The sequence below is a fragment of the Rhizobium sp. BK376 genome (assembly GCF_004341625.1).
In the GTDB taxonomy this organism is placed as follows: domain Bacteria; phylum Pseudomonadota; class Alphaproteobacteria; order Rhizobiales; family Rhizobiaceae; genus Rhizobium.
Genome location: NZ_SLZG01000003.1, coordinates 724,943 through 749,382, shown reverse-complemented (window position 1 = coordinate 749,382; position 24,440 = coordinate 724,943). Strand labels below are relative to the sequence as shown.

Sequence of the window (24,440 nt, the reverse complement as noted above, 5' to 3'; positions counted from 1 at the left end):
CGCAAAGCCGATCACCCGCTACAGCGCAACGAGAAGCGCGCGGGCACTCGGCTTTGCTATCTCCCGCCAGTTACACCATCTCCTGGGGCACGATCTGCGCCAAACTTTGTGCGTTCGCCATTAACCGCCAGTTTGTTCTCTTCGCGCGTTCGCAGGCCACCCGAATCAGTAGCGCAGCCGGCAAGAACTAGTGACGGCGAGATGCAAAGGAGTATAAGCGCAAATTTCTGCTTCAACTTCAAACCCTATTATTTATTGCTTACTGATATATTGACCGTGTCGTAGATCACATGGCTGCCGTCACCGAACGAATGTCTTATCGTAACGCGATCCGGCCCAACGTATCCGGGCTTCGAAATATAGTATGAAGCGACTCCGTCGACCCTGCCGCTTGCGCATTCCGGCTTTCTCTTTGCAATGGGAGTATCGCCTATTGAAACCTTCTCATGTGCACTATCAATCGTACCATGGGCCGGCGCATGTATAACCGCGACATGTGGAAGAACCTTGAAAGTGCAATCTTTGTTCACCGCAACCGACGTGTCGATCTTGGTTCGAACATTGGACACAACGTGCTTGTCCGTAGTGTTTTCACTTACTCCGCTCGCAGTAACGCAAGCAGACAGAAGCGCACCGCAAACAACGGCGGCGAAGGAAACTGGTAGCAATCTCATCAATAAATACCCTCAACTAATACTTGAGTATTATTTGAATGAGGTCATTGTCAACTTCCTGTGGCATTCTGTCACGCAGGTTATCATAGTCTTGAATGTGAAATTTCTGGGATGGTCTAGACCGCGAACCGGAGCCACATCAATCTATTGCGAAACACAAAGACGGCCATTCCATCGCCGTGTTGTGCAAACCTCAAGCTGAGCGGCTGGCGCAGACCGCGCCGCGTCCATGCCGTCCCCCCCATCGCCGACCGCCGATGACCAACCGCAAAGCAGCGAAATCGACAGCGCCAGCCCGTGACCTTGCGTGATCGGAACCTATTTACTCCAGCTGAGGCATCGGAAACTCGGCAGCGGCATATGATCGAAATCCATGGCAGAACCGGAAGCATAAAGGCCGCAGCCGGGGAAATTCCGAAAGATGCCATTTGGATCGACATGATCGATCCCGACGAGCGCGAGCGGGATGCGGTCTCCAAACATATTGGCGTTCGCCTGCCGACACGCGAGCAATTGAGCGAGATCGAAGAATCGAGCCGTGTCTCCAAGCGGGACGACCACCTCTATCTCAGCACGCCGATCATCGGTAATTCGACAATGGAGGATGCGGAAATCTCGCCGGCCGGCTTTGTTCTCGGGGCCAAGCTCGTCGTTACCATCCGCTATGCCGAGTTGCCGACCTTCGACCTGGTCGCGGAGCGCCTGACACAGGAGGCAGCACTCGATACGCCGCTTGGCATCTTCGTGGCGCTACTGGAGGCCATTATCGATCGCGGGGCCGATGTGCTTGAGCATCTCGGGGTTGCGGCCGACGAAATTTCCAAGAACGTCTTTCGTGGCGACCTGTCGACGAGACGTATCAGAAGCCAAACCTCGGTGGGGTTGCGACGAGCGCTGTCCAAGCTAGGGGCGCTGGGGGATCGGCTCTCGAAGGCGCGTGACGTGCTGTTGGGTGTCGGCCGCATTGCTTCCTTTACGGCTGATGTCGGCCACGATTGGCTTTCGCAGGAATTTCACGACCGCCTCAAGGCGGTGTCCAAGGATGTGGAATCACTCAGCGCCTACGAATCACATCTGTCCGACAAGACGCAGTTTCTCCTTGATGCAATCCTCGGCTACATCTCCATCGAGCAAAACGACATCTTTCGCGTGTTGACGATTGCCTCGGTCGTCGGCGTACCGCCGACCCTGATGGCTGGTGTCTGGGGCATGAACTTTAAATTCATGCCCGAGCTTAACTGGACCTTTGGCTACCCCTTCGCCTGGGGCGTGATCATTTTGACGACGATACTACCGCTTGTATGGTTCTGGCGTCGCGGCTGGTTCTAGCCGCGGCATGACCATGGCGATTCCATCGTCGTGCCGGGCAAATCTTAAGCCGCGCGGCGGGTGCGAACTGGTGCAGAGGCGTGCTGGCCTGAAGCAAGCTTGAACTGCGCAAGGAGTTGCATCAGCTTTTCCGCTTCACCGGCCAGCCCATGGCTTGCCGCCGTCTGTTCCTCGACCATGGCGGCATTCTGCTGCGTGCCCTGGTCCATGGCGTTGACGGCACGGTTGATCTCGTTGAGGCCGGTCGATTGCTCGCGGGTCGCGGTCACGATCGCGCTGACATGGGTGCTGATCTCCTGGACCTGGCCAACGATGGAATCCAGCGCCTTGCCGGTATCGTCCACAAGCGAGACGCCGCTGCGGACCTGCGAATTCGAGGTGGTGATGAGTGTTTCGATTTCCTTTGCCGCCTTGGCGGACCGTTGCGCCAATTCGCGAACTTCCTGGGCGACGACCGCAAAGCCCTTGCCGGCCTCGCCCGCGCGGGCAGCTTCCACGCCGGCGTTGAGGGCAAGAAGGTTGGTCTGGAAGGCGATTTCGTCGATGACGCCGATGATGTCGGAGATCTTCTCAGAGGACTGCTGAATGCCGGTCATGGCGTCGACAGCCCTACGGACGATGTTACCAGACTCTTCAGCGCCCGCGCGCGTCCGTGCGACCAGAGCACCGGCCTCTTCGGCGCGATGGGCCGTGTCCTTGACGGTGGTGGTGATCTGCTCGAGGGCAGCCGCTGTCTGCTCCACGGTAGCAGCCTGCTGTTCCGTGCGATGGGCGAGACCATCGGCCGCACCGCGGATTTCGCCGGCTCCCGCATCGATCGCATGGGCATTGGCGCCGACGGCCTGCATTGCCGCATGCAGCTTTTCGACCGCACCGTTGAAATCGGAACGGAGGCGGTCCAGCTGGCCGGCGAAGGGCCGGTCGATACGATGGGCGAGATCGCCTTCCGAAAGAGCGTCGAGTGCGCCGGCAAGCGCTTCGACGGCGTCGCGCAGCTCCGCATCCTCATGCGCCTTGATCGCTTCGCGTCCCTCGCGTTCGCGATCGGCACGCATACGGCCTTCCTCGGCCTGGCGTTCCAGTGCGAGGCGGCCGATCGCGTTTTCGCGGAAGATGGCGACGGCACCGGCCATCTCGCCAATCTCATCATGGCGTCCGGCAAAGGGGATTTCTTGAGCGAGCTCGCCGCCAGCCAGTCGATTCATGCGCTCCGTGATGACCGATATCGGTCGCGAGATGCGCTTCCAGGCGATAAAGGCGGCAGCAGCGGCGGCGATAAGCGCAACGACAAGACCGCCGGCAACAGAAAGCAGACCGACATTGTAGTCGAACTCGGCGCCATCGAGATTGTTGTCCGTCGTCTGATGGTCCTTGGCAATCATTCCGTCGATGATCGTGCGGATGTTGTTGTAGGACATGGCCATTTCGCCGTGATAGAGCGAATTTGCCTGGCTTTTCTTATTGTCGAGGGCAAGCGCGATGATCTTGTCGGCAAGCGCGCCGTCGCTCTTCAGCACCATCTGTAGGCGTTCGAAATTGCGCTTCATGAAGTCATTCGTCGCGGTCGGCACGAAGTCCTGAACGGCGCTATCGAGGCGCGCCCGACGGATCTTCAGCGTCTGTTCGGCGTTGTGATAGTCCGTCTTGTTCTGGGCAAGCAGATAGTCAGCATAGCTGCGCCGGACATCGTCAACCGTTGAAAGGATGTTGTTCAGCTTCTCGGTGCGCGGAATATTGTGCGTGCCGATCAGGAGAATATTGGAATCCAGATTGCTAAGCGAACTGGCAGCGATCACGCCCTGCACCAAAACGATGCCGACAAAGGCGACGAAAAGCAGGGGAAGAAGGGTCTTGATCTTCAGCTTTAACATTCGGGTTACCAAACTTTTCTGACTATCGGCGAGGGCAACAATATTCGCGCCGGGACGAACGAGAGGCGCGCCGCCCTGACGGGGCGCGATCTCAAAAATATCCGGCTTGGCGAAAAACAGAGGAGCTTCGTCCCAACGAAGCAGCCACGTCATGCAGCTACCGCGAGAAATTACTTAAAATTGTATAATTTCCATTAACTTCACCCGGTAGTCGGCGAAATTATCATACTTTTTATTTCGAGCGGCCGAGAAAGGCCTCGAATGCAGCGCGGGCTTCGGCGCTCTTCAGCCGTGCCGGGAAGAGCCTTGCCTCCTCATCGATCCTTGCAAGGATCTCTTCGCCCGGGCCGCGGATCAGGTCTCGAGTGATCTTCAGGGCTTCGGGCGGTTTGGCGGCAAGTTTGGCGGCGAGAGCCAGCGTTTCCTTCTCCACGGCTTCAGGCGCCATCACCTTCCAGATCAAACCGCAGTCCTTCGCCTCGGCGGCCGTGAAGGTCTCGCCTGCCGCAAGAAGCGCAAAGGCACGCTGATTGCCCATCAGCCGCGGGGCGAGAAGGCTGGAGCCTGCTTCGGGGACGAGCCCCAGGTCGACGAATGGTGTCCGGAATACGCTCCGATCGGATGCGATGGTCAGGTCGCAGTGCAGGTGCATGGTTGTGCCGATACCAATCGCGAGACCGTCGACGCCCGATACCACCGGCTTTTGCGAACTCGCCAAGGCGCCGAGAAAATCGAAGACCTCGTTACCCATGCTGCCGCCCATGGCGAATGCCAGGAAATCCGCAAGATCATTGCCGGCGGAGAAACAGCCTTCGGTACCGAGAAAGACGTTCACGCGAATGGACGCCGTTTCGTTGGCAGCCTGCAGAGCTTCCGTCATGCGGGCATACATGGCGCGGGTGATGGCGTTCTTCTTATCCGGCCTGTTGAAGCGGATGATCTGGACGCCGGGCGTGCTTTCAGGTCTTTCGATCAGTATGTGGTCGGTCATGCTCTTTCCCTCAATCCAGTACCGAGCGGGCGGCTTCGAGGCTGTCGGCGCCCTTCACCACCCGGTCCCGCAGCGCCGCAGTCTCTGCGAGCAGGTTTTCGGCGGCAAAGCGGCAAAGTGCTGCGCGACGTTCGTCCTTGCCATCTTGCCCACGCGCAAGGCCGCCCTTTGCGAGATAGCAGCCGGTCAGGACGAGACCGAACATCCGCTGATAGGGCGTGGCGCCGGCAAGCGCTTCGACAGTTCGCCCTTCCCCTTGCGTCGCGAGCAGCCATTCGGTGGCGGCGCCGAGATCGGCAAGCGCGATATCCAGACGCTTTGCGGTCTCGCCGAAACCGTCGAGATCGGAGCGATGGACCTCTTCGGCAATCTCCTTCAACTCGGCGATGAAACCGCGGACATGATCGCCCGAAGACAGCGGCAGTTTGCGCATGACGAGATCGATCGCCTGAATGCCGTTCGTGCCTTCGTAGATCGGCGCGATACGGGCATCCCGCAACAGGCGGGCCGCACCGGTCTCCTCGATATAGCCCATGCCGCCATGGACCTGGATGCCGAGAGAGGCGACATCGACGCCACAATCGGTGGGGAAGGATTTGGCAATCGGCGTCAGCAGCGCTGCACGGTCCTGCCAATGCTGTGCATCCTCGCCCGCGCGATGCGCCATGTCGATCGCGTGGGCGCACGCATAGGTGATGGCGCGCGAGCCTTGCGTCAGCGCCTTCATGGTCAACAGCATGCGAGCTACATCGGGGTGTTCGATGATCGGGCTCATGCCGCTGCCGGTCCAGCCGGGTGCCCTGCCCTGGGTGCGCTCCTTGGCATAGGCAATCGCCAGCTGGGTTGCCGCCTCGCAGATCGCAACGCCCTGCATACCGACGGCAAGGCGGGCATTGTTCATCATGGTAAACATGCAGGCGAGGCCCTTGTTCTCCTCACCGACCAGATAGCCAACGGCCCCCTTCTCATCGCCGAACCTGCCGTCGCCATAGATCATCGTGCAGGTGGGCGAACCGTGAATGCCGAGCTTATGCTCGATGGAATGGGCGTGGAGATCGTTGCGCCGGCCCAGCGATCCATCGGAATTGACCAGGAATTTCGGGACCAGAAAGAGCGATATGCCGCGCGTGCCGGCAGGCGCGTCCGTCAGCCTTGCGAGCACGAAGTGGACGATGTTCTCAGTGCCGTCATGCTCGCCCCAAGTGATGAAGATCTTCTGGCCGAAAATGCGGTAGGTGCCGTCATCCCGACGTTCGGCGCGGGTGTTCAACGCGCCCACGTCGGAGCCAGCATGCGGCTCCGTCAGGTTCATCGTGCCGCTCCACTCCCCGGAAATCATCTTTGCGAGGTAGCGGTCCTGCAGCTCCTCGCTGCCGTGGGCAATCAGCGCTTCGATCGCTCCCATGGTCAGCGTCGGCGCAAGGGCAAAGGCCATGGAGCCGGCGTTCCACATCTCCAATGCGGCAACGTTCAGCATGTTCGGCAAACCCTGCCCGCCGAATTCCTCCGGCGCGGTCAGTCCGTTCCAGCCGCCCTCGGCCCATTTGTGAAAAAGCTCGCGCCATCCGTCCGCCAGGCTGACCTGACCTTCGATCAGCCGTGCGCCTTGCGTATCGCCGATCGCTCCCAAGGGAGCAATCTCCTCGGCAGCGAAGCGCCCTGCCTCGGCGAGAACCGCATCGACGACATCCTCGCTAAGATCGCCGAACAAGCCCTCATCCATGCCACGCTTCAGGCCAGCGACATGCTTGAGCGTAAACGCAATCTCATCGACCGGTGCCTTGTACATCATTGCCTCCTCCGCGCCTCGCTCCCCGACATGCCGCGTCACCGGCATGCCGAGATGCTTTCACTATTGGCTAATTTATTTTTACGTACACGTCAATTTTCCAGAAGACTTGGATCTCGAGTGCGAATGATCACAACTCACCGCTTGCGCAAACAATTGTCATGAATAATGAGTACGCAAATATGTTGACGATCAGACCGAAGTGACCATGCACCAGATATCCATTGCCACAATACCGGGTTTCGTATGGGCCTATCGCTTCGGTGTCGGCTCCAATGCTTTCGAGCGACTTGCGGATACGACCGCGCGAGAGGAGCTTTGCTCCGATGGCAGCTTCATATGGCTGCATCTGAGCCTGGTGGACGCCCGCGTCGGCGCCTTCCTAGATGAATTCCCAGGCTTGACCGAAGCGGCGCGGACGGCGCTGACCACCCACGAAACGCATGGAACGATCACCGTCGACGAGCAGATGGTGTTCGGCACGCTGGTCGATTTCCAGCGCGACTTCGATCAGGACACGCGCAATCTCGGCTGGCTGCACTTTGCCATTTCGGATCGCTTCATCATCACGACGAGGCTGCAGCCGTTGCGCAGTGTCGAACGGGCGCGGGCGACAGTCGAGAAGAACCCGATCAAATTTCAGCGACCGCTCGATATTTTCGAGCTGCTGGTCATCGAGTTCCAGCGGACGCTGATTTCACTGGTCATCGAGATTACGGAAGAACTCAATCTCATCGAGGACTTCGTCTACGAGAACGCGGAGCGCGACGAGCGCCGGCGGCTGGCGCCGGTACGCCGGACCATGGTGCGCCTGCATCGCCATCTCAGGACAATTCTCTCGCTCATGAGGCGCGCGGCAGCCTCCGACGATGACGAAATGCCTCTAGGCTTCGATGACGTGGCCGGCCGACTGACCGGCAGGCTCGAAACCGTCGATCAGGATGTCTATGCGCTGCAGGAGCGGGCGCGGCTGCTGCATGAAGAAATCGACTCCAAGCTTTCCTCGGAGACCAACCGGCATCTCTACATCCTGTCGATCATGACCGCCTTCCTGCTGCCGCCTACGTTGGTGACCGGCTTCTTCGGCATGAACACTTCGGCCCTGCCCTTCGCGAATGGAACGAACGGCACGGAATATGCGATCGGCCTGATCATCATTTCTCTTCTGCTCGCCTGGTGGCTGTTGAAGAAGGTCAAGATTCTCTGAGACCGGTATAGGGTCGATGCAAAACCGCCCGGGACGAGACCCGGGCGGCTGGCAATTCTACATCCGATCAGACCGGATCAATAGTATGGCGACAGGCACTGCTGGCGCGGACCATTGTTCGGCTGGAACGTGTTGTCGAACGCGCGATAGGACCGGTAACGGTTCGCGCACCATTCATAGTGACGCGGATTGATGCCGTTGGACGGTGCCGGCTCCACATAGCGCGGCTGGCTGGCAATAGCGCCGCCGATAATGGCGCCTGCGCCAAAGGCTGCGAGCGGATACCAATAGCCATCATCCCAACGGCGATAGCCCTCGCGATAGTAAGGATAGCCGCGATAGCCGCCGTACCAGCCACGACGGTAATAGCCGCCGCGACCATAATAGCCGCCATAGCCGTGACGCCACTGCACCTGCTGAACGTCGGGCGACGTCGAGGCTGCCGGGGAAGCAGCAGGCGCAGCCGGAGCCGGCATCGCAAATGACGGGGAGAAGCTCGTCAGCGCAATTGCAGCCGAGATTGCAAGCGTTGCGACCTTCGTACTCAAACTGAACATTTATATCTCCATTCCCTGTTAAAGATTATGCTTTCATTCCCGGCGTCATTTTGTGCTACAAGGCAACGCGGGCGCGCGAGGAAGGTTCCGTAACGGGTGTTAGCGAACACACATCATCAATTGGTAAAGGTTTGAATCTTAACCAGACATTAACCACAACTGCTTACGATCGTTCTATGAGGGGATACTATCGGATTCGCATTCTGATTTGCAGTTTCCTGCTGGCTTTGACAGTTGTCGGCCCGAATGGCAAAACTTGGGCCGCCGAACGCGCAGCCTGGCGCGACCCTCAACATTCGATCATCGTCGATGCCTATGAACTGAATACGATCGACTGGGACGAGCTGCTGAAGGACAAGCGGATCGCGGCCTTCATCTCCAAAGCCTCCGACGGACTGCCCGAAAGCTTCTCCTGCACCGGCGATCACGGCGGCGACACGGTGGCGCACTGCCGGACCATGTGGCGCAAATACGCGGTCAGCCGCGAGCTTTTCCGGACCCGCCGGCTGGTCGCCAAGGCAAACGGTTTGCTCTGGGGCGCCTATCATCTCGGCCGGCCCGGCAATCCGGTCGACCAGGCCAATCACTTCCTCGACTATGCCGACCCGAAACCGGACGAACTGATGGTACTCGATATAGACGGGTTGGACGTCAGCGAGTTCATGTCGCTGGCCGATGCCCAGGTCTTCGTCGGCCATATCAAGACGAGGACCGGCCGCTATCCGATCCTCTATACCAACAATGTGGTCGCCAGATATATCGCCGACCACCGGGACGATTATCCGATCCTTTCGCGGCTTCCGCTCTGGTATGCCCGCTACCGGCCCGATATCAGCGGCACCTTCCCGCTCGGAAACTGGGACGGTTACACGATGTGGCAGTTCTCGTCAGGAGACAATTGCTCGGAGAAAAGCTGTCCCTACCGCGTGGCGGGGACGCTGACCGATATCGATGTGAACGTATCGCCGATGAACAAGGTGGAGCTTGCGAGGGTCTGGCCGCAGGGCAATCTGCTGCCGGCGAAACCGGAACCCGCGCCGATGATCATCGCCAAGGCGGAGACCTGCAACTCGCCGCAGCCGCTGACGCCGATCTCGCTGGAACCGATCCTGACGGCCGCCGTGGCCGTGCATCGTCCAGCCGAGATCAACGAACTCAATTATCAGGACTTCTGAAATACCGAGCGCTCAGGCCTCGATCTCGACATTCGACTTCGGGCGCGAGCAGCAGGCCAGGATATAACCCTCGTCGATTTCGTCGTCGAGGATGCCGCCATTGTGGTTCATCTCGACCTCGCCGGACAGTTTCATCACGCGGCAGGTGCCGCAGAGACCGGATTCGCAGGCGGCTCCGATGCGCACGCCGGCGCCGCGGGCTGCCTGAAGGATCGTCTGGCCCGACGGGCAGGAAACCTCCTTGCCGGCCATGGTGAACCGGATGGAGGTCGCAGCTTGCGCGGCGCCGTCGTCGCTGACCTCGGCGAGCGGCGTCGGGGCCTGAGCCGGCTGGAAGCTTTCCTGATGGTAGCGTTCCATATCGAAACCATGCGCTTCCAGCATGGACCGGACGCTGTCCATGAAGACCTCAGGGCCGCAGCAGAAGATCGTGCGGTCCATGAAATCGGGCGCCAGCAGCGCGATCTTCGCCTTGTCGATGCGGCCCTTGAGGCCGGACCACAGGTCGGTGCGCCCGCAGGCCTCGACGATGAAGCCGAGGTTGAGGTTCGGCATGAAGCGGGCGAGATATTCCAGCTCCGACCGGAAGATGATCTCCGATGGCCCGCGCGAACAGTTGATGAAGGTGATGTCGGACATCGGCGCGGTGTCGGCCATATAGCGCGTCATCGACATCATCGGCGTGATGCCGGATCCGGCCGAGACCAGCAGGTATTTTTCGCCGGGATGGCGGATATGGGTGAAATCGCCGAGCGGCCCGAAGGCGCGAATGCGCATGCCGGGCTTCAGGTTCTCGAACATCCAGCGCGTGCCGATGCTGCTTGCCTGCGCCTTGACCGTGACCGCGATCGAGAAGGGCCGCGATGGGGTCGAGGACAGCGTATAGGTGCGCATGACCGACTGTTCCGGTCCGACCGGGATTTCAAGCGTGACGAACTGGCCCGGCAGATAGCGAAACCAGTTGTCCTTATCGGAGCGAAACGTGAAGGTCATCACGTCTGGCGCCTCCGGCGTTGCCGACAGGCATTCAAGGAGATGCTGCCTGTCGCTCCAGGGCTTCATCTCGTCCAGGTGCTGGTGTCGTACCGAAAGCGCCATGTTCATCTCACGCCACCGCCGACAGTTTCTGATCGCCCTGGAGACGATTGATCATGAAGTTCGAATACCATTCGACGAACTGCATGACGCCGCCTTCGTGCATTTCCGAATAGGGACCGGGCTCATAGGCCGGGGAATGGATGCCGAAGGCATTTTCCTCGACGATGCGGCGGTCCTGATCGTTGGTCTCGGTCCAGACGTGGGTCAGTTCCTCAAGATCGTAATCGACGCCTTCGACCGCATCCTTGTGGACGAGCCACTTGGTTGTGACCGCCGTTTCCTCGGCGTTGAGCGGCAGGACTCGGAAAGAGATCGCGTGGTCTCCGAGGACGTGGTTCCAGGTGGTCGGATAGTGGAAGAGCAGCATGGTGCCGATGCCGCCGAGGCTGACATCATCCGACAGCTGGCGCTTGACGGCGCGCTGTCCGCTCATCGTGTAGCTTTCAGCACCCTCGATCAGCGGCATGCGGGTCGTGCGGTACTGGCCGTCTGCGGAGAGCCTGAATTCACTCGGCAGGCCGGCGGCCTCGCAATGCTGCCAGTGGGCGACGATAACAGGATCGCTCATCGCGCCCTGAACGCCCGATACGGTCGGTGCTTCCGGGAAGGTGCGGCAGAGCTCCGGATGGTTGCCGGCGCAATGATAGCATTCGCGGTTGTTTTCCCAGACGAGCTTCCAGTTGCCCTTTTCGATGATCGTGCTCTGGAAGGCGACCTTCGCCTCGCTGAGACGATGCGGCTTCATATAGGGCTCGATCGAGGCCCGGACGGGGGCGAAGTCAGGAGCGTTCTGCGCCAGGCAGATGAAGATATAGCCGCCGACGCTCTCGCAATGGACCTGCTTGAGGTTGAACTGGGTCTTGTCGAAATCCTCGGCCATCTGACGGGCGAAGAGCAGCGAACCGTCGAGCTCGTAGGTCCACTGATGGTAGGGACAGACAAGCTTTGCCGACGAGCCGCGCTCCGACGTGCAGACGCGGGAGCCGCGGTGGCGGCAGCTGTTGTGCAGCGCGCGGATCTGACCGTCGCGACCGCGGACGATGACGACGGGGTAATCGCCGATCTGGACCGTGAAATAGTTGCCGGCCTTCGGGATCTCGCAGTCATGGCCGATGAACAGCCAGTCGCGATAATAGATCAGCTCCATGTCGAGCTTGAAATAGTCCTGGTCGATGTAGAAGGGCTGCTCCAGGCTGAAGCCTTCACGGCGGTTCTTCAGCTGCCGAAGAACGGTATTGCGAATATCCATTGTCATATCCTCATGCGCTTTCGCCGCTCTGGAGACGGAGGACATGGTTGGACGGCCGGCTGCGTGCCGGTGCCAAACTGCCTCCGGCCGCCCACCGCGACCAGTTCAGGTCAAAACATGCTCCCAATGGCTGGTTTCCGGGCTCAGGAGCCGTTCCCGTAGGAACTTCGCGGCGCCTTCCCAGGCGTTTCGCCCAGTGGCCTTATTGCCGCGATCCACTCCACCACCGTTGCGGGGGCAGCGCCGGAATTTGACCGGCTTCCCAATTCTCCGCCTCCCCTAGCAGGCGGCACCTTGAGATTTCGTCCCATATAATCATCAGCCGGTGGCGGCGCGTGGCTGCAATGCGACATCGACTTCGAAATTGACGACGCAAGCGATCCTGCCGCTGCACATCCGCATATATTGCAACACAATCAGGATATTAGATGGAAGGCTCGGCGGGTCACGGATATTCCGGACAATGATTTCCCATGTATCGCCAGGCTTCATATCGCGTTTGCGACAGCCGCTGGAAACCGGGTCTTTCCGACCCGAATAACAACGCAGGACGCGCGAGCCGATTTAAGCCCGGGTTAAGGCAAGGCCCCTATCCTGAATAGAGATACCAATTGCGGCGAGTGACGATCATGGCAAAGCTCAGATATTTCGATGCACGCAAGCCGTACGAAGCCGAGCAGCAACGTCCCGCCACGGTACACTCCGAATTCCTCCGAACGGGCCGCATCATTCGCACCAAGGCCAACTGGCTTTCCGAGGAGCGCCGCTATCTCACTCATGAAGAGGTTGCCGAGAGGACGGCCGCGAAGCTGCAGGCAGCCGGCGAGAAGACGCATGACCGGCTGAACAATTTTCACCGCGCCATCCAGTTTCCGAAGATGATCTTTCATCGCACGCTGGCGGACAGTCCCCATCTCGGCTACTGCCATGTCACGGCATCACGGACGCAATTTGCCAAGTTCGACCATGTGAACTGGGCCTTCTACATCGCGAACTTCTTTGCCAAGATCGGCGAGAACGATAATTTCTTCGAGGAAATAGACCTCAGGATGTCGCGCATGTATTTCGCGGTTGCGGTCCAGCCCAACAAAGACTCGCAAGACAAGTCGCTGACGATCGACCGCACGATCCGCAGCAACGGCGTCCTTTTCCGCACCCACGACCCGCAAGTCGCTATCCGCAACGTCCTGCTGCTGGGCGCGCGAAACGAGCAGCTTCGGGAAATCATCCGGCAACTTTGAGCGGCCTTTCGGATTGATCGGCCATTGCGATCGGACTAATGACTGCCTGAACGGAAACGGCAGGTCATGGCAAGACATATCGACATCCTGAAAAGCCCCGATGCAGCGATAAAGGAAGCGTGCGCAGTGCTGGCGCAAGGCTTTCCGATCGGCATGCCGACCGAGACGGTCTATGGACTTGCTGCCGACGCGACCAATCCTGTCGCCATTACCCACATCTATGAAACCAAGGGCCGCCCGCGCTTCAATCCGCTGATCTGCCATATGGCCGATCTCGCCATGGCGGAACAGCATGCCGAATTCGACCCCATCTCCCGTCGTCTTGCCGAAGCCTTCTGGCCGGGACCGCTAACCATCATCGTTCCACTGAAGCCGGACAGCAATATCCACTCGCTGGCAACGGCCGGTCTCGATACGGTCGGCATCCGCGTGCCCAAGGGTTTTGCCGGCAACCTCATCCAAGCTTTCGGCAGACCGCTCGCCGCACCGAGCGCCAATACATCAGGCCAGATCAGCGCCACCAGCGCTGCCCATGTCGACGAGGATCTCGGCGAGAAGATTGAGCTCATCCTCGATGCCGGGGCGAGCGCTGTCGGCGTCGAATCAACCATCGTCAAGGTCGAGGACGGCAAGCTGCGGCTGCTCAGGCCGGGCGGGCTGGCGGCTTCGGAAATCGAACGCGTCGCCGGCCAGCGGCTTTTGCGCTCCGCCAAGGCGTCGGCAGCCATCGAGGCGCCCGGCATGCTGGCGTCTCACTATGCACCCGGTGCCGCGGTTCGCCTTGAAGCTACCGGGGTCGATCCTGACGAAGCCCTAATCCTGTTTGGCGCGGCCGAGATAGAAGGCGCCGATCGCGCCAAGGCCGTGCTCAATCTCAGTCCCCGCGGCGATCTGGCCGAGGCGGCAGCCAATCTTTTCGACTATATGAAGAAGGCCGATGCCAGCGGGGCCGAGACGATCGCCTTTTCCCCAATCCCGAACGAAGGTTTGGGGGAAGCGATCAACGACCGCCTGAGCCGCGCCGCAGCACCTCGCGAATAAGGATCAATCGATGAGCAGCCTTTCTCCCGCCCTTCTCGACCGTTTCATCGCCATCGTGGGCGCGAGCTACGCGCTCGGCGACGAGGCCGATCTGGCACCCCATCTGGTCGAAAATCGCGGCCTTTATCACGGCTCCTCTCCGTTGCTCCTGAAGCCCGGCTCGGTCGAAGAAGTCTCGGCCATCCTGACGCTTGCGTCGGAAACCGGCACGGCGATCGTGCCACAGACCGGTAACACCGGTCTCGTCGGCGGCCAGACGCCTCGCGAGGGCAGTTCCGACATCATTGTCTCGCTGGAACGCATGAACCGTATCCGCGACATCGATCCGGTCGCCAGCGTCATGGTCGTCGACGGCGGGTGCATCCTTGCCGATGTGCAGAAGGCAGCCGAAGAGCATGGCCGGATGTTTCCGCTGTCACTCGGTTCCGAGGGCTCATGCCGGATTGCTGGCAACCTTTCGACCAATGCAGGGGGTACTGCCGTCCTCGCCTACGGCAACATGCGCCAGCTCTGCCTCGGCCTCGAGGTCGTGATGCCGACCGGCGAGATCTGGAATGGACTCCGGCGGCTGAAGAAGGACAATACGGGCTACGATCTGCGCGATTTGTTCATCGGCGCGGAAGGGACACTCGGGATCATCACCGGGGCAGTGCTGAAGCTCTTCCCGCAGCCGCTCGGCCACCAGGTTGCCTTTGCAGGCATCCAGTCTGTCGAGGATGCGCTGGCCCTGTTCAAGAATGCCTCCAGCCTTTGTGGGCCGGCTCTCACGGGCTTCGAACTGATGCCGCGCATCGGCGTCGAATTCACCGTCCGCAACATTCCGGGCGTCCGCGATCCGCTGGAAACAGCGCATCCGTGGTATCTGCTGATCGACATCTCCACGTCCGACTCAGCCGAGACGGCGGAACGAATGATGACCGCGCTTCTCGAACAGGGTTTTGAGGCAGGACTGGTGCAGGATGCGACGATCGCCAGTTCGGAGACACAGCAAAAGGCGCTGTGGCACATGCGCGAAAGCATGTCCGACGCGCAGAAGCCCGAGGGCGGTTCGATCAAGCACGATGTCTCGGTGCCTGTCTCTGACATCCCCGAATTCATGCGCAAGGCGGAGGAGGCCGTCATGGCTGCGATTCCCGGCGCCCGCATCTGCGCCTTCGGGCACATGGGCGACGGCAACATCCATTACAACATCTCCCAGCCGGTCGGCGCCGACAAGGCGGAATTCATCGGCCGCTGGCATGAAATGAACGAGATCGTCCACGGCCTCGTCCTTGCGCATCAGGGCTCGATCTCCGCCGAACACGGTATCGGGCAGCTGAAGCGCGACGAGCTGGCCTCGATCCGGTCCGAGATCGAAATGGACCTGATGCGCCGGATCAAACGGTCGTTCGATCCGGCGGGGATCATGAACCCAGGCAAAGTGGTGAACGTTTAGGCGGGCAAAAGGGCCCGCTGCCAACATCAAGCCGCTGACAGCGGCTTGATAAGCCGGAGCTTACTTGCCCTGAATCACCTTGGCGATAGTTGGCGACATTACATGCTCAGCCTGGAGCTTGTGATAGTCATCATAAGAAATCCTGCCGGACTCATATGCTTTCAAGGTACGTCGGCAATACAAGCTCGTCACCTGCGAGACGGGTACATGCATGAAGGCGGAAAGCTTCTCTAGAGTTGCTTTGGGTGGCGACTCTTTCATGCAATTTTCCAACACTCGATTGTAGACCCAGGGATCGCCCAGAACATTTCTGTTGTAGCCATATTCAGCCTTGGACCAAGTATAGCTACTTCCGGCAGCTAACGCTGAATTTGCAATGAAAACCGATAAAACAAGGCAAGTGAAAAACTTCATGAATATCCCCCGACGAAGTTTGATTGGCCAATCAATATTCGGGAGAAACTACAGCTGTCAATTTGATACGATGTCCAGATGCACAACCACGCCGTTTATTATCTCGGCGTGGCAAATTGGCGACTTGCTGCCGGTGGCAGGACGTCCGGCCGGCACCTCATGCCGGCACAGTTCGTCCGTTCGAGGCCAATTGATCGACGATCAGTCCATGTCCTCGTGCCGTACGGCTGGGGCTGCATCGCGGTTGCCCGAGATGATCTCGCGCTTGCCGACATGATTGGCCGGACCGACGAGACCGTCCTTTTCCATGCGTTCGACCAGCGAGGCGGCCCTGTTATAGCCGATGCCCAGGCGGCGCTGGATGTAGGAGGTCGAGCACTTCTTGTCGCGCATGACGACCTTGATCGCCTGCTCGTAGAGATCGTCGCCGTCCTCGGAGCCTATCGACGTCTTGTCGAAGACGGCGCTGTCGCCTTCGTCCTCATCGTCTTCTTCGTCTTCGCCTGCAGTAACGGTGTCGAGATATTCGGGACGTCCCTGGGTCTTGAGGTGAGCCACTACCTTTTCGACTTCCTCGTCTGACACGAAAGGACCGTGGACGCGGGAAATACGGCCGCCGCCCGCCATGTGCAGCATGTCGCCCTGGCCGAGGAGCTGCTCGGCGCCCTGCTCGCCAAGAATGGTGCGGCTGTCGATCTTCGACGTCACCTGGAAGGAGATTCGGGTCGGGAAATTCGCCTTGATCGTGCCGGTGATCACGTCGACCGAGGGCCGCTGTGTTGCCATGATCAGGTGGATGCCGGCCGCGCGCGCCATCTGCGCCAGACGCTGGATCGCGCCTTCGATCTCCTTGCCGGCGACCATCATCAGGTCGGCCATTTCGTCGACGATGACGACGATATAGGGCATCGGCGTCAGGTCCATCTCCTGGCTTTCCTCGATCGGGGCGCCGGTGCCCTTGTCGAAGCCGGTCTGGACGACGACGTTGATCGTCTCGTCCTTCTCACGCGCCAGACGGACGCGGGAATTGTAGCCATCGATATTGCGCACGCCGAGGCGCGACATCTTGCGGTAACGATCCTCCATCTCGCGCACGGCCCATTTCAGCGCCATGACGGCCTTCTTGGGATCGGTAACGACAGGGGTCAGCAGATGCGGGATGCCGTCGTAGACGGAGAGTTCGAGCATCTTCGGATCGACCATGATCAGGCGGCATTGTTCCGGCGTCAGCCTGTAAAGCAGCGACAGGATCATGGTGTTGATGGCGACGGACTTGCCCGAGCCTGTCGTGCCGGCGACAAGCAGATGCGGCATCTTGGCCAGCTCGGCAATGATCGGCTCGCCACCGATATTCTTGCCGAGGCAGAGCGCCAGCTTGAATTCGGTACTCTCGAAGCTCTGCGCATCGATAAGCTCGCGGAAATAGACCGTTTCACGCAGCGCATTCGGCAGCTCGATGCCAATGACGTTGCGGCCAGGCACGACGGCGACGCGAGCCGACAGCGCCGACATGGAGCGGGCAATGTCGTCAGCGAGGCCGATGACGCGCGAGGACTTGACGCCGGGCGCGGGCTCGAATTCGTAGAGCGTGACGACGGGACCGGGGCGAACATGAATGATCTCGCCCTTGACGCCGAAATCCTCCAGAACGCTTTCCAGAAGGCCGGCATTCTGTTCCAGCGTCTCCTGGGTCATGATGACGCCCGTGCGCGCCACAGGTTCCTGCAGCAGTTCGCGTGGCGGAAATTGGTAGTCGCCGTCGCTGGTCACTGCAACCGGCCGCCATTCCATCGGCGCTGGGGCGACGGGACGGTCGCGACGCGCGGGAGGCGGCTGAAGACGCGCGCTGACAACGGACGCAGGTTGGGCGGCAACAATGGGGGATTCAGCGACCGGCGCAACATCCTGCACGGTAGGCTGCGGCGGCAGGGGTGCCGGAGCCGGGGCCGCGATAGCGATGGGTTCGACAACGGGCGGCGCCACGATGACGGGCTGCGGTGCGGTCTCCTGAATTATCATCGGCTCCGGGGCGACGACAGGGATCGCCTCTGCCTGTACCGGCTGAAATGAGGGAACCGGAACCGGCTCAGCCACTACCTGTGGCAGAACGGGAATATCGACGCTCTGGCGCAGGCCGTGATGCCATTCGATGATCCGATAAAGCGAAAGGATCGATTCCGGTGCGATTTCGATTCGAGGTGCGATCTGATGCGGCGGCGCGATGAAAGGTGCTTCCGGGATCGGCGCGAAGCTCTCGTCGAAGGGCATGACGTCCCAGAAGGCGAAGTCCGAGAGATTGGCGAGGCGGGACACAGGATTCGATGCTTCCGTAGCAAGGACGCCGGCCAAGCTGATGGCGGACTGCACTTCCGGAACCGGAGCAGCAAATTCCAGGCCTGCTTCCATGGGCCGCGGCGTCAATTCCGGAGGCAGAACGTCAGCGGGAACGTAGGATGGCTGCGGCACGGAAGAACCGGCGAGCGAATCAGGCAAGGACGCGGCCTGATTTGGCTGAACCTCGACTGCTGGGACAGGTGTTTCTGCCGGCTGTACCTGAGTGGACTGTCGCAACGCTTCGGCCCTTTTGGCGGCAAGGAGCGTCCGCGGATCCGGAACGTTGCGGCGGGGGATCTGGCTTTCCGGCGTACGGGTGAAACGAACATTCGGCGCGAGCGAGAAGGCTCGCTGCCAGTCCGGCGCGACAACGGCTTCCGCGGGGACCAGCGGAGGCACCAATGGCGTCGTCTGGCGGACATGCTGCTGCGAGGCCGCCATATCCGGATTGGGTACCGGCGCCTGCGGCTGAGACGGCTGCTGGGAGGCCTGCTGTGCCTGCGCTTCCGCTGCCCGACGCTTGGCTTCACGCGCCTGGAAAATCTTCTGTTCCAGATAGGCACGACGCTGGGCGATTTCCTCGGCTCTGCGGGCTTCGGCCAGGGCCTGATCGGCCTCGTTGTCATCCTGCGGATGGCCCATTGTCATGTTGGAGAAGTTGTTTCTGGGAAAACGCATGAGACCTGCAATCCAGTCATTGATTTGCCGATGGCTTCCTCATTCGAATAGGGCAAGGAGGGTTAATAAGTTCTTTCAAAAGAAGCCGTCGTGAACAGGAGAAGACACGCTTCGCAGAGGAGTGTTGCCAAGTCGCTGACGAGCAAGGAAAGTGCGGCCACGGGAAGACTGACGTCCGGGCTGGCGGACGTCCCAATGACGGTCGCATTCGATCGGTCCCGCCCCCCAAAAGGCAGGATCGTTGCGAATCAGGTCCGGTCGAGAAGATTACCTGGAGGAAAGCTGGGCAATGGACAGAAGCGTGTCGCTACTGACGCCGGCACCGGCACCCGAGGAAGAAGAGGAAGAGGAGGAGCCCTGCAGAATGCTTAGGGCCGGCGACGAGCCATTGCTGTTCTGCAGGTCATACATTGCCGAAAAGCGCTTCAGAAGCGTGTCGACCTTGGTCGGGTCCTGCAGGTCCTTCACGTCGAAATATTTGGCAAGCACCTTCGCCTGGGTGTCGGTATCTTCGGACGATAGGCCAGAGGGAAGGCTGAAGGTCGTCGTAATGACCTGGTAAAGCGCGGTGTCGCCCATGATGTCGTACATGTTGTGGACCTTGGACGCGTTACGCTGGAAATAGAGGGCCAAGCGGACGCCCTCATCGGTCTCGCCGTCCTGCTCTTCCAGGTTTTGATGCAGGTAGAGATTATCGGTCTGGATCTGATTGCCCTGATCCTGAGCCGTGCCTATCTTCGCGTTCGTCAGATTGCCCTTCGTATCGAAATTGAACGAATCGACGATGTCCTTGAACTGCGCTCCGTCGGGTGTGTTGATGAAGCTGTTGGACTTGGTCGGGTCGGAGGCGAAAGCCTTCTTCAGCGTATCTGTCGTGACGCTCTTCGGATCGATCCCGTTGGCGGTCAGGACGAAATCGACGAGCTTGCTGTCCTTCAGGAAGTCGGAGACCGTCGTGACCTTGGATATGTTCTGGGCGAAATAGGTCGCATCGTTCTTGGAGTCGGTTTCGGCCTTGGTCAAGTCGGGGCCGCTCAGATCAATCGTAGCGAGACCTTCGTATTCACTCACGTAATTATTGATGGTGGTCTGAGACAGCGGCTGGACCGGCGCCTGCGCCTTTCCGGAGCTGTCAAAATCAAACGCTTTGGCAAGATCGGTATAGCGAGGATCCTTAAGCGAGCTCACAAAACTTTTCGGATCGTAGGGATCGCTTTCTACGATCTTTGTGAATTCGCTCTGCGAGACCTGTGTTGGATCTATTCCATAGGCCTGCAACGCCATCTGATAGAGTTCTGGATCGTCGTCGTTCAGCAGATTCTTGTCGCTGGCGTTGCTGACGAAGAAGTCCTTGATATTGGTGATGCCGGCGATCCTGGTCGTATAATTCTTGACGGCGGTCGTTATATCCGTCTGGTGAGCGCTATCGTAGTTGGCAGTGTAATTCTTTGTGGTCGCGGTCACCTCGGCGGCGGTCTGAGCAGACTCGCCTGACGGCACCGAGCCGTCCGCATTGAAATTGAATTTGCCAAGCACGGCAGTGGCGCCGATCGAAACTGCGAATGAAGTGGGATCGTTCGGATCGCTGGCCATAACCTCGGAAAAGGCGAGCGCGCTCATTTTGGGATCCAGGCCGTAGGCGCCCTTAACATAGTCGAAAAGCCGGGTATCGCTCGTCAACTGGCTGACTGACGTAATGGAGCCGATCTTGCTTTGATAATATTGGGTGTTGTCCTTCGCACCCACAGCGGTCGTAAATGACGGGACAGCGTAGTTATATTGGCTTTCGACGGCCGCCTTCTGAGCCGCCGTCTGCGCCGTCGCCCCGGAAATGGTGCCGTCGCTATTGAAGCTGAATTGTGCGGCCAGCGCTTTGTAAGCGTCGGTCCCGTTCTTGTTCAGGAAGCTGTTCGGATCATTGGGGTCGCTGGTCAGAACGGATTTGAGATAGCTGTCCGAAGCATAGGTCGGATCGATGCCATATGCCTTCAGCACGTAGTCCTTGAGCTGCGGGTCGGCCAGAAGCTGGTCGACATTCTTCACCTTGTCGACCTGGGTGTCGTAATAGGAAGTCGCAGTTGCCGCATCAGTCTCCTCGGTGGAAAAAGACTGGGTATAGAGATCGGTCAGCGTCGAGGCCTGCTCCGTATCCTGTACCGGCTTGGCGGCGGTGCTGACACCAAAATTGAAGGCTGCAGCAAACTCCCTGTAACGGGGATCGGACAACTTGTTTGCGAAGCTGTTCGGATCGCTGAGATCGCTCGTCAGAACTTCCTTCATCATGGCCTTGGAGTCGATCATATCGCCAAGACCATAGGCCGTCATTGCATAGCTATAGATCTGGTAGTTATTGAGGAAGTCGTCGACGGTTTTTACGCTGCCTATATTGGCGTCGTAATAGGCCTGTTGTCGCTTGATGTCCGACTGCGACGCGACGCGATTGAGCGTTGTCGTCATATCCTTTGTGGCATTGGTATAGCCAAGATAGGTCGAGACCATAGCGAGATCCTTCAATATGTCTCTAAAGTATGCATAACGAATCTATGGCCCATTATCTCGCCGAAACCTTACCCGAGACTTACAGGAACTTGTTCCCCCACTGCCCCGGATCGACACAGCCGAATGCCGCCGAGCGTTCACGGAATGGAAACCCTGACGGCTTCGCTTTTGCTAACCATCTGGCGACGCAAAGTTTTCTTAACCGCGATTTTTAAGCTGTCTGGAAGAGCGACCGCCTAGTCTTGCCGTATCGAGAGGACGAAAGCCCTCCCGAAAGAAGACCGGAAAACCGGCTCTCAGGTAAGACAAGGGTAGAAAATCGATGACAAATACCGTCTTGAAGCCCGCATGGGCTGGAACGACACTGCGGCTGGATCCTCACCGTTTCCCGCAGCAAGTCAGCTACGCCATGCGTGGCTCATCCGGAGATGTCAGTATCACGATAGACGAGCGTGGCGCCGTGCTGCGCAAGATCCTGCAGTCCAGCGGACTGCCGCTCTCCATTGCACTGCCGAAGCGAGCATTCAAAGGCGTTGCAGCCCGGGCCATCGACCATGGCGATGGTGAGGTTACGGTCACGCTGGAACTGCATCACGACGATCCCGATCTCTGCATTCCGCTGCTCGTCGCCCACGATCTCAGCGACATCGCCGCCGACTGGCGTTCCTGGTCGGAAGCCTTCCAGATTCCCATGCTTATGGTCGAGGCCGACGGCATCGCCCGTCCGCTCGAAGAGCATCTCGGCGGCATCCGCACGCAGGAAATGCGTCCGCGCCGGCGTCATTCCTATTTCGCCAACCGCCGCCCCCGCTTCCTCGTCCGTCGCACGACCGGCAAGCTCGGCGTTAAGATGAAGATCCAGGGCCGGGAAATCATCGCCCGCAGCTGAGCCAAAAACGGCACATTCTTCCGGAAAGCCCGATACCTTCAAGTGTCGGGCTTTCTGTTTGATTACGGGATGAGAAACAGAACCGAGACAAACAGGCCGGCAAAGATGATGGCGCCGACATTGCCGTTAGACTTGAACAGTGCCAAGCATTGTTCCGGATCGTTGATATCAAGCCGCGCGATCTGATAGGCAAAGATGCCGCCGGCAACGAGAAGCCCGATATAGGACAGGCCGCCCGCATCAGCCAAGGCAAAGGCGATAAACATCAGAACCAGCGCTGCGCCATAGAGACCAATCAGCCAGAGACGTGTGTTATCGCCGAACAGTCTTGCCGTGGAGCGAACGCCGATCAGTTCGTCATCTTCCTTGTCCTGGTGCGCATAGATCGTGTCATAGCCGATCGTCCATAGAATCGAGGCGATGTAGAGCAGCATGGCCGCGAAAGACAATGTCCCATAGACGCCCGCCCAGCCCATGAGCGCGCCCCAGGAGAAGGCAAGTCCGAGGAAGAACTGAGGCCAATCGGTAAAGCGCTTGGCGAAAGGATAAAGGGCGACGATCGCGAGCGACAGCAGGCCGAGAATGGCCGCGAACAGATTGAACTGTAGAAGGACCACCAGGCCGACCAGAGCCTGAAGCGCGATGAAGATTTTTGCCTGTCTGCGGCTGACACGCCCCGACGGCAGGGGGCGCGACCGCGTGCGGGCAACCTCCATGTCGATCTTGTGGTCGACGAGATCATTATAGGTGCAGCCGGCCCCGCGCATGGCGACGGAGCCGATGAAATAAAGCACCAGGTGATAAACGAGTATGCCGCCGACCCACTGACCGGAGGCGGCCTTGGCGTTGGCCGCTAGGGTGACGGACCAGAAACAGGGCCACATCAGCAGCTGCCAGCCGATCGGCCTGTCCCAGCGCGCCAGCTGCGCATAGGGCCACAACCAAGGCGGCAGGATCCGATATACCCAGTTTCCGGAGGGGGCGTCGGCGACGCGCCCGTTCAAATCGCTCATCTTCTGCATGGCAGCAGTAGTAGCGAGCGCCGGCCGCCGCGGTCAAGCGGCGGCGACTAAGTAGGAGTGTCTCAGTTCAGCGTAAAATTGAACTTGTAGGTCGCGGAAAGACCGATCAGGAGCTGGTTGCGCGAACCCTTCTCCTTGACGAGGCTGCTGTCGGCGGCCGGGCCCTGAAGACGCTTGTATTCTACGAAGGAGCTGGTGGTCAGGTTGCGCGTGGCCTTCCAGGTCAGCGCACCTCCGACACCGACCGATTCCAATCCGCCGCCCGGATTGTAGGGGCTGAGGCCGCTCGCAGCCGATTCCTTGGCGTTCACCCCGTAATAAGTGTCGAAATAGTTGCCGGTTGCCCAGGTCGCGCGCGGACCGCCGGAGAGCTGCAGGTCCGGCAGGATATCGGTAAAGGCATCAATCGAGGTGTCGGCAACGAGGCCGCTATGCGAGCGGATGCCCTGGCGGACTTCGGCGCGAGCGCGCAGCCAGTCGGTCGGATAAACCTCGACGAAGCCGCCCGCTTCCGCACCCCATTTCACCTTCTTCAGGCCCTTCAACGCGTGATCGTCGCTGGCATCGCGGCTTGGATCATACTTGGCGACGAGACCGGCACGGACCGCGCCATTGTCGAGCAGCGAGAAGGACGGGCTGTCATTGCGGGAGGTGAAGCGCGAGCCGCCACCCTGCTTGCCGAAAGAAATCAGAGGCTGAAACTGCAGCTTGTCGTGGCGGCCGCCTTGGAATTTCGGGGCGACAAAACCGGCTGCGCCGACGCTCAGATACCAGTCGCCGGACCACCACGGGCGGCCATCTCCAGCGGAAGCCATGGTGGCCGAACCCAGCAAAAGGCCGATCGAAAGCAATGAGCAAGATTTGAAAAACACGCAAATACTCCACGAAACGCAATACAGAGGGCCGCGGACAGCCCGGAACATTATATCAAATCGGCCGGGTTATAC

Annotated in this window: 18 protein-coding genes, 1 pseudogene and 1 riboswitch; of the genes and pseudogenes, 8 read left to right on the top strand and 11 right to left on the bottom strand. The window is 59.6% G+C overall.

All coding sequences use genetic code 11. From position 1 onward, the window contains the following. Positions 1-191: pseudogene (locus EV561_RS37575) on the top strand (hypothetical protein); the annotation flags it as partial. 843 nt (positions 192-1,034) lie between these two features. Then, the gene (locus EV561_RS12005; protein WP_132521598.1) at positions 1,035-2,003 is read left to right on the top strand and encodes a magnesium transporter CorA family protein; all 969 of its coding nucleotides are present in this window, start codon (positions 1,035-1,037) and stop codon (positions 2,001-2,003) included. Positions 2,004-2,047: 44 nt separating this feature from the next. On the opposite strand, the gene EV561_RS12000 is transcribed toward EV561_RS12005, so the two are convergent. The 3 genes from EV561_RS12000 to EV561_RS11990 form a co-directional block, all read right to left on the bottom strand. Beyond that, positions 2,048-3,874, bottom strand: a complete 1,827-nt coding sequence (locus EV561_RS12000) for a HAMP domain-containing methyl-accepting chemotaxis protein (RefSeq protein ID WP_132521596.1) — start codon at positions 3,872-3,874, stop codon at positions 2,048-2,050. Positions 3,875-4,106: 232 nt separating this feature from the next. Continuing rightward, complete coding sequence (locus EV561_RS11995) at positions 4,107-4,865, bottom strand: crotonase/enoyl-CoA hydratase family protein (RefSeq protein WP_132521594.1); 759 nt, start codon at positions 4,863-4,865, stop codon at positions 4,107-4,109. A 10-nt stretch (positions 4,866-4,875) separates the two neighbouring features. After that, positions 4,876-6,654: an acyl-CoA dehydrogenase gene (locus EV561_RS11990; protein ID WP_132521678.1), complete on the bottom strand. Its 1,779-nt coding sequence runs from the start codon at positions 6,652-6,654 to the stop codon at positions 4,876-4,878. A gap of 208 nt (positions 6,655-6,862) precedes the next feature. Here EV561_RS11990 and EV561_RS11985 point away from each other — a divergent pair, with 208 nt between their 5' ends. Then, entirely contained in the window at positions 6,863-7,861 is a 999-nt protein-coding gene (locus EV561_RS11985) for a transporter (RefSeq protein WP_132521592.1), read from the top strand. Between the two features lie 77 nt (positions 7,862-7,938). Here EV561_RS11985 and EV561_RS11980 read toward each other — a convergent pair whose 3' ends face one another. After that, complete coding sequence (locus tag EV561_RS11980) at positions 7,939-8,418, bottom strand: BA14K family protein (RefSeq protein ID WP_132521590.1); 480 nt, start codon at positions 8,416-8,418, stop codon at positions 7,939-7,941. 176 nt (positions 8,419-8,594) lie between these two features. Between EV561_RS11980 and EV561_RS11975 the strand changes: the two genes are divergently transcribed. Then, complete coding sequence (locus EV561_RS11975) at positions 8,595-9,593, top strand: GH25 family lysozyme (RefSeq protein ID WP_132521588.1); 999 nt, start codon at positions 8,595-8,597, stop codon at positions 9,591-9,593. Positions 9,594-9,605: 12 nt separating this feature from the next. Here EV561_RS11975 and EV561_RS11970 read toward each other — a convergent pair whose 3' ends face one another. Next, positions 9,606-10,697, bottom strand: a complete 1,092-nt coding sequence (locus EV561_RS11970; RefSeq protein WP_132521586.1) for a hybrid-cluster NAD(P)-dependent oxidoreductase — start codon at positions 10,695-10,697, stop codon at positions 9,606-9,608. Position 10,698: 1 nt separating this feature from the next. Further along, positions 10,699-11,940, bottom strand: coding sequence for an aromatic ring-hydroxylating dioxygenase subunit alpha (locus tag EV561_RS11965; protein ID WP_132521584.1), 1,242 nt, complete (start codon positions 11,938-11,940; stop codon positions 10,699-10,701). Positions 11,941-12,050: 110 nt separating this feature from the next. After that, positions 12,051-12,252: riboswitch (cobalamin riboswitch) on the bottom strand. Positions 12,253-12,569: 317 nt separating this feature from the next. Here EV561_RS11965 and EV561_RS11960 point away from each other — a divergent pair. The 3 genes from EV561_RS11960 to EV561_RS11950 all read left to right on the top strand — a co-directional run bounded on the left by EV561_RS11960 (position 12,570) and on the right by EV561_RS11950 (position 15,657). Then, positions 12,570-13,181: a DUF6656 family protein gene (locus tag EV561_RS11960; RefSeq protein ID WP_132521582.1), complete on the top strand. Its 612-nt coding sequence runs from the start codon at positions 12,570-12,572 to the stop codon at positions 13,179-13,181. Between the two features lie 66 nt (positions 13,182-13,247). Next, entirely contained in the window at positions 13,248-14,222 is a 975-nt protein-coding gene (locus EV561_RS11955) for an L-threonylcarbamoyladenylate synthase (protein WP_132521580.1), read from the top strand. A 10-nt stretch (positions 14,223-14,232) separates the two neighbouring features. Beyond that, positions 14,233-15,657, top strand: coding sequence for an FAD-binding oxidoreductase (locus tag EV561_RS11950; protein WP_132521578.1), 1,425 nt, complete (start codon positions 14,233-14,235; stop codon positions 15,655-15,657). A 60-nt stretch (positions 15,658-15,717) separates the two neighbouring features. On the opposite strand, the gene EV561_RS11945 is transcribed toward EV561_RS11950, so the two are convergent. The 3 genes from EV561_RS11945 to EV561_RS11935 all read right to left on the bottom strand — a co-directional run bounded on the left by EV561_RS11945 (position 15,718) and on the right by EV561_RS11935 (position 21,582). After that, the gene (locus EV561_RS11945) at positions 15,718-16,071 is read right to left on the bottom strand and encodes a hypothetical protein (protein ID WP_132521576.1); all 354 of its coding nucleotides are present in this window, start codon (positions 16,069-16,071) and stop codon (positions 15,718-15,720) included. Between the two features lie 201 nt (positions 16,072-16,272). Further along, positions 16,273-19,083, bottom strand: coding sequence for a DNA translocase FtsK (locus tag EV561_RS11940; RefSeq protein ID WP_132521574.1), 2,811 nt, complete (start codon positions 19,081-19,083; stop codon positions 16,273-16,275). Positions 19,084-19,350: 267 nt separating this feature from the next. Then, a complete protein-coding gene (locus EV561_RS11935) occupies positions 19,351-21,582 on the bottom strand; it encodes a DUF1217 domain-containing protein (protein ID WP_132521572.1) in 2,232 nt (743 codons plus the stop codon). A gap of 322 nt (positions 21,583-21,904) precedes the next feature. On the opposite strand from EV561_RS11935, the gene EV561_RS11930 reads away from it, so the two are divergent. After that, positions 21,905-22,471: a DUF6101 family protein gene (locus EV561_RS11930; protein WP_132521570.1), complete on the top strand. Its 567-nt coding sequence runs from the start codon at positions 21,905-21,907 to the stop codon at positions 22,469-22,471. 62 nt (positions 22,472-22,533) lie between these two features. On the opposite strand, the gene ubiA is transcribed toward EV561_RS11930, so the two are convergent. Beyond that, a complete protein-coding gene (gene ubiA / locus EV561_RS11925) occupies positions 22,534-23,493 on the bottom strand; it encodes a 4-hydroxybenzoate octaprenyltransferase (RefSeq protein ID WP_132521568.1) in 960 nt (319 codons plus the stop codon). Between the two features lie 62 nt (positions 23,494-23,555). Then, the gene (locus tag EV561_RS11920) at positions 23,556-24,308 is read right to left on the bottom strand and encodes a MipA/OmpV family protein (protein WP_245512653.1); all 753 of its coding nucleotides are present in this window, start codon (positions 24,306-24,308) and stop codon (positions 23,556-23,558) included. Positions 24,309-24,440: the final 132 nt, after the last annotated feature.

Bases quoted from the DNA above. Each gene is read 5' to 3' on its own strand.
- EV561_RS12005 (WP_132521598.1), top strand. From the start codon at position 1,035: ATGATCGAAATCCATGGCAGAACCGGAAGCATAAAGGCCGCAGCCGGG.
- EV561_RS12000 (WP_132521596.1), bottom strand. From the start codon at position 3,874: ATGTTAAAGCTGAAGATCAAGACCCTTCTTCCCCTGCTTTTCGTCGCC.
- EV561_RS11995 (WP_132521594.1), bottom strand. From the start codon at position 4,865: ATGACCGACCACATACTGATCGAAAGACCTGAAAGCACGCCCGGCGTC.
- EV561_RS11990 (WP_132521678.1), bottom strand. From the start codon at position 6,654: ATGTACAAGGCACCGGTCGATGAGATTGCGTTTACGCTCAAGCATGTC.
- EV561_RS11985 (WP_132521592.1), top strand. From the start codon at position 6,863: ATGCACCAGATATCCATTGCCACAATACCGGGTTTCGTATGGGCCTAT.
- EV561_RS11980 (WP_132521590.1), bottom strand. From the start codon at position 8,418: ATGTTCAGTTTGAGTACGAAGGTCGCAACGCTTGCAATCTCGGCTGCA.
- EV561_RS11975 (WP_132521588.1), top strand. From the start codon at position 8,595: ATGAGGGGATACTATCGGATTCGCATTCTGATTTGCAGTTTCCTGCTG.
- EV561_RS11970 (WP_132521586.1), bottom strand. From the start codon at position 10,697: ATGAACATGGCGCTTTCGGTACGACACCAGCACCTGGACGAGATGAAG.
- EV561_RS11965 (WP_132521584.1), bottom strand. From the start codon at position 11,940: ATGGATATTCGCAATACCGTTCTTCGGCAGCTGAAGAACCGCCGTGAA.
- EV561_RS11960 (WP_132521582.1), top strand. From the start codon at position 12,570: ATGGCAAAGCTCAGATATTTCGATGCACGCAAGCCGTACGAAGCCGAG.
- EV561_RS11955 (WP_132521580.1), top strand. From the start codon at position 13,248: ATGGCAAGACATATCGACATCCTGAAAAGCCCCGATGCAGCGATAAAG.
- EV561_RS11950 (WP_132521578.1), top strand. From the start codon at position 14,233: ATGAGCAGCCTTTCTCCCGCCCTTCTCGACCGTTTCATCGCCATCGTG.
- EV561_RS11945 (WP_132521576.1), bottom strand. From the start codon at position 16,071: ATGAAGTTTTTCACTTGCCTTGTTTTATCGGTTTTCATTGCAAATTCA.
- EV561_RS11940 (WP_132521574.1), bottom strand. From the start codon at position 19,083: ATGCGTTTTCCCAGAAACAACTTCTCCAACATGACAATGGGCCATCCG.
- EV561_RS11935 (WP_132521572.1), bottom strand. From the start codon at position 21,582: ATGGTCTCGACCTATCTTGGCTATACCAATGCCACAAAGGATATGACG.
- EV561_RS11930 (WP_132521570.1), top strand. From the start codon at position 21,905: ATGACAAATACCGTCTTGAAGCCCGCATGGGCTGGAACGACACTGCGG.
- ubiA (WP_132521568.1), bottom strand. From the start codon at position 23,493: ATGCAGAAGATGAGCGATTTGAACGGGCGCGTCGCCGACGCCCCCTCC.
- EV561_RS11920 (WP_245512653.1), bottom strand. From the start codon at position 24,308: ATGGCTTCCGCTGGAGATGGCCGCCCGTGGTGGTCCGGCGACTGGTAT.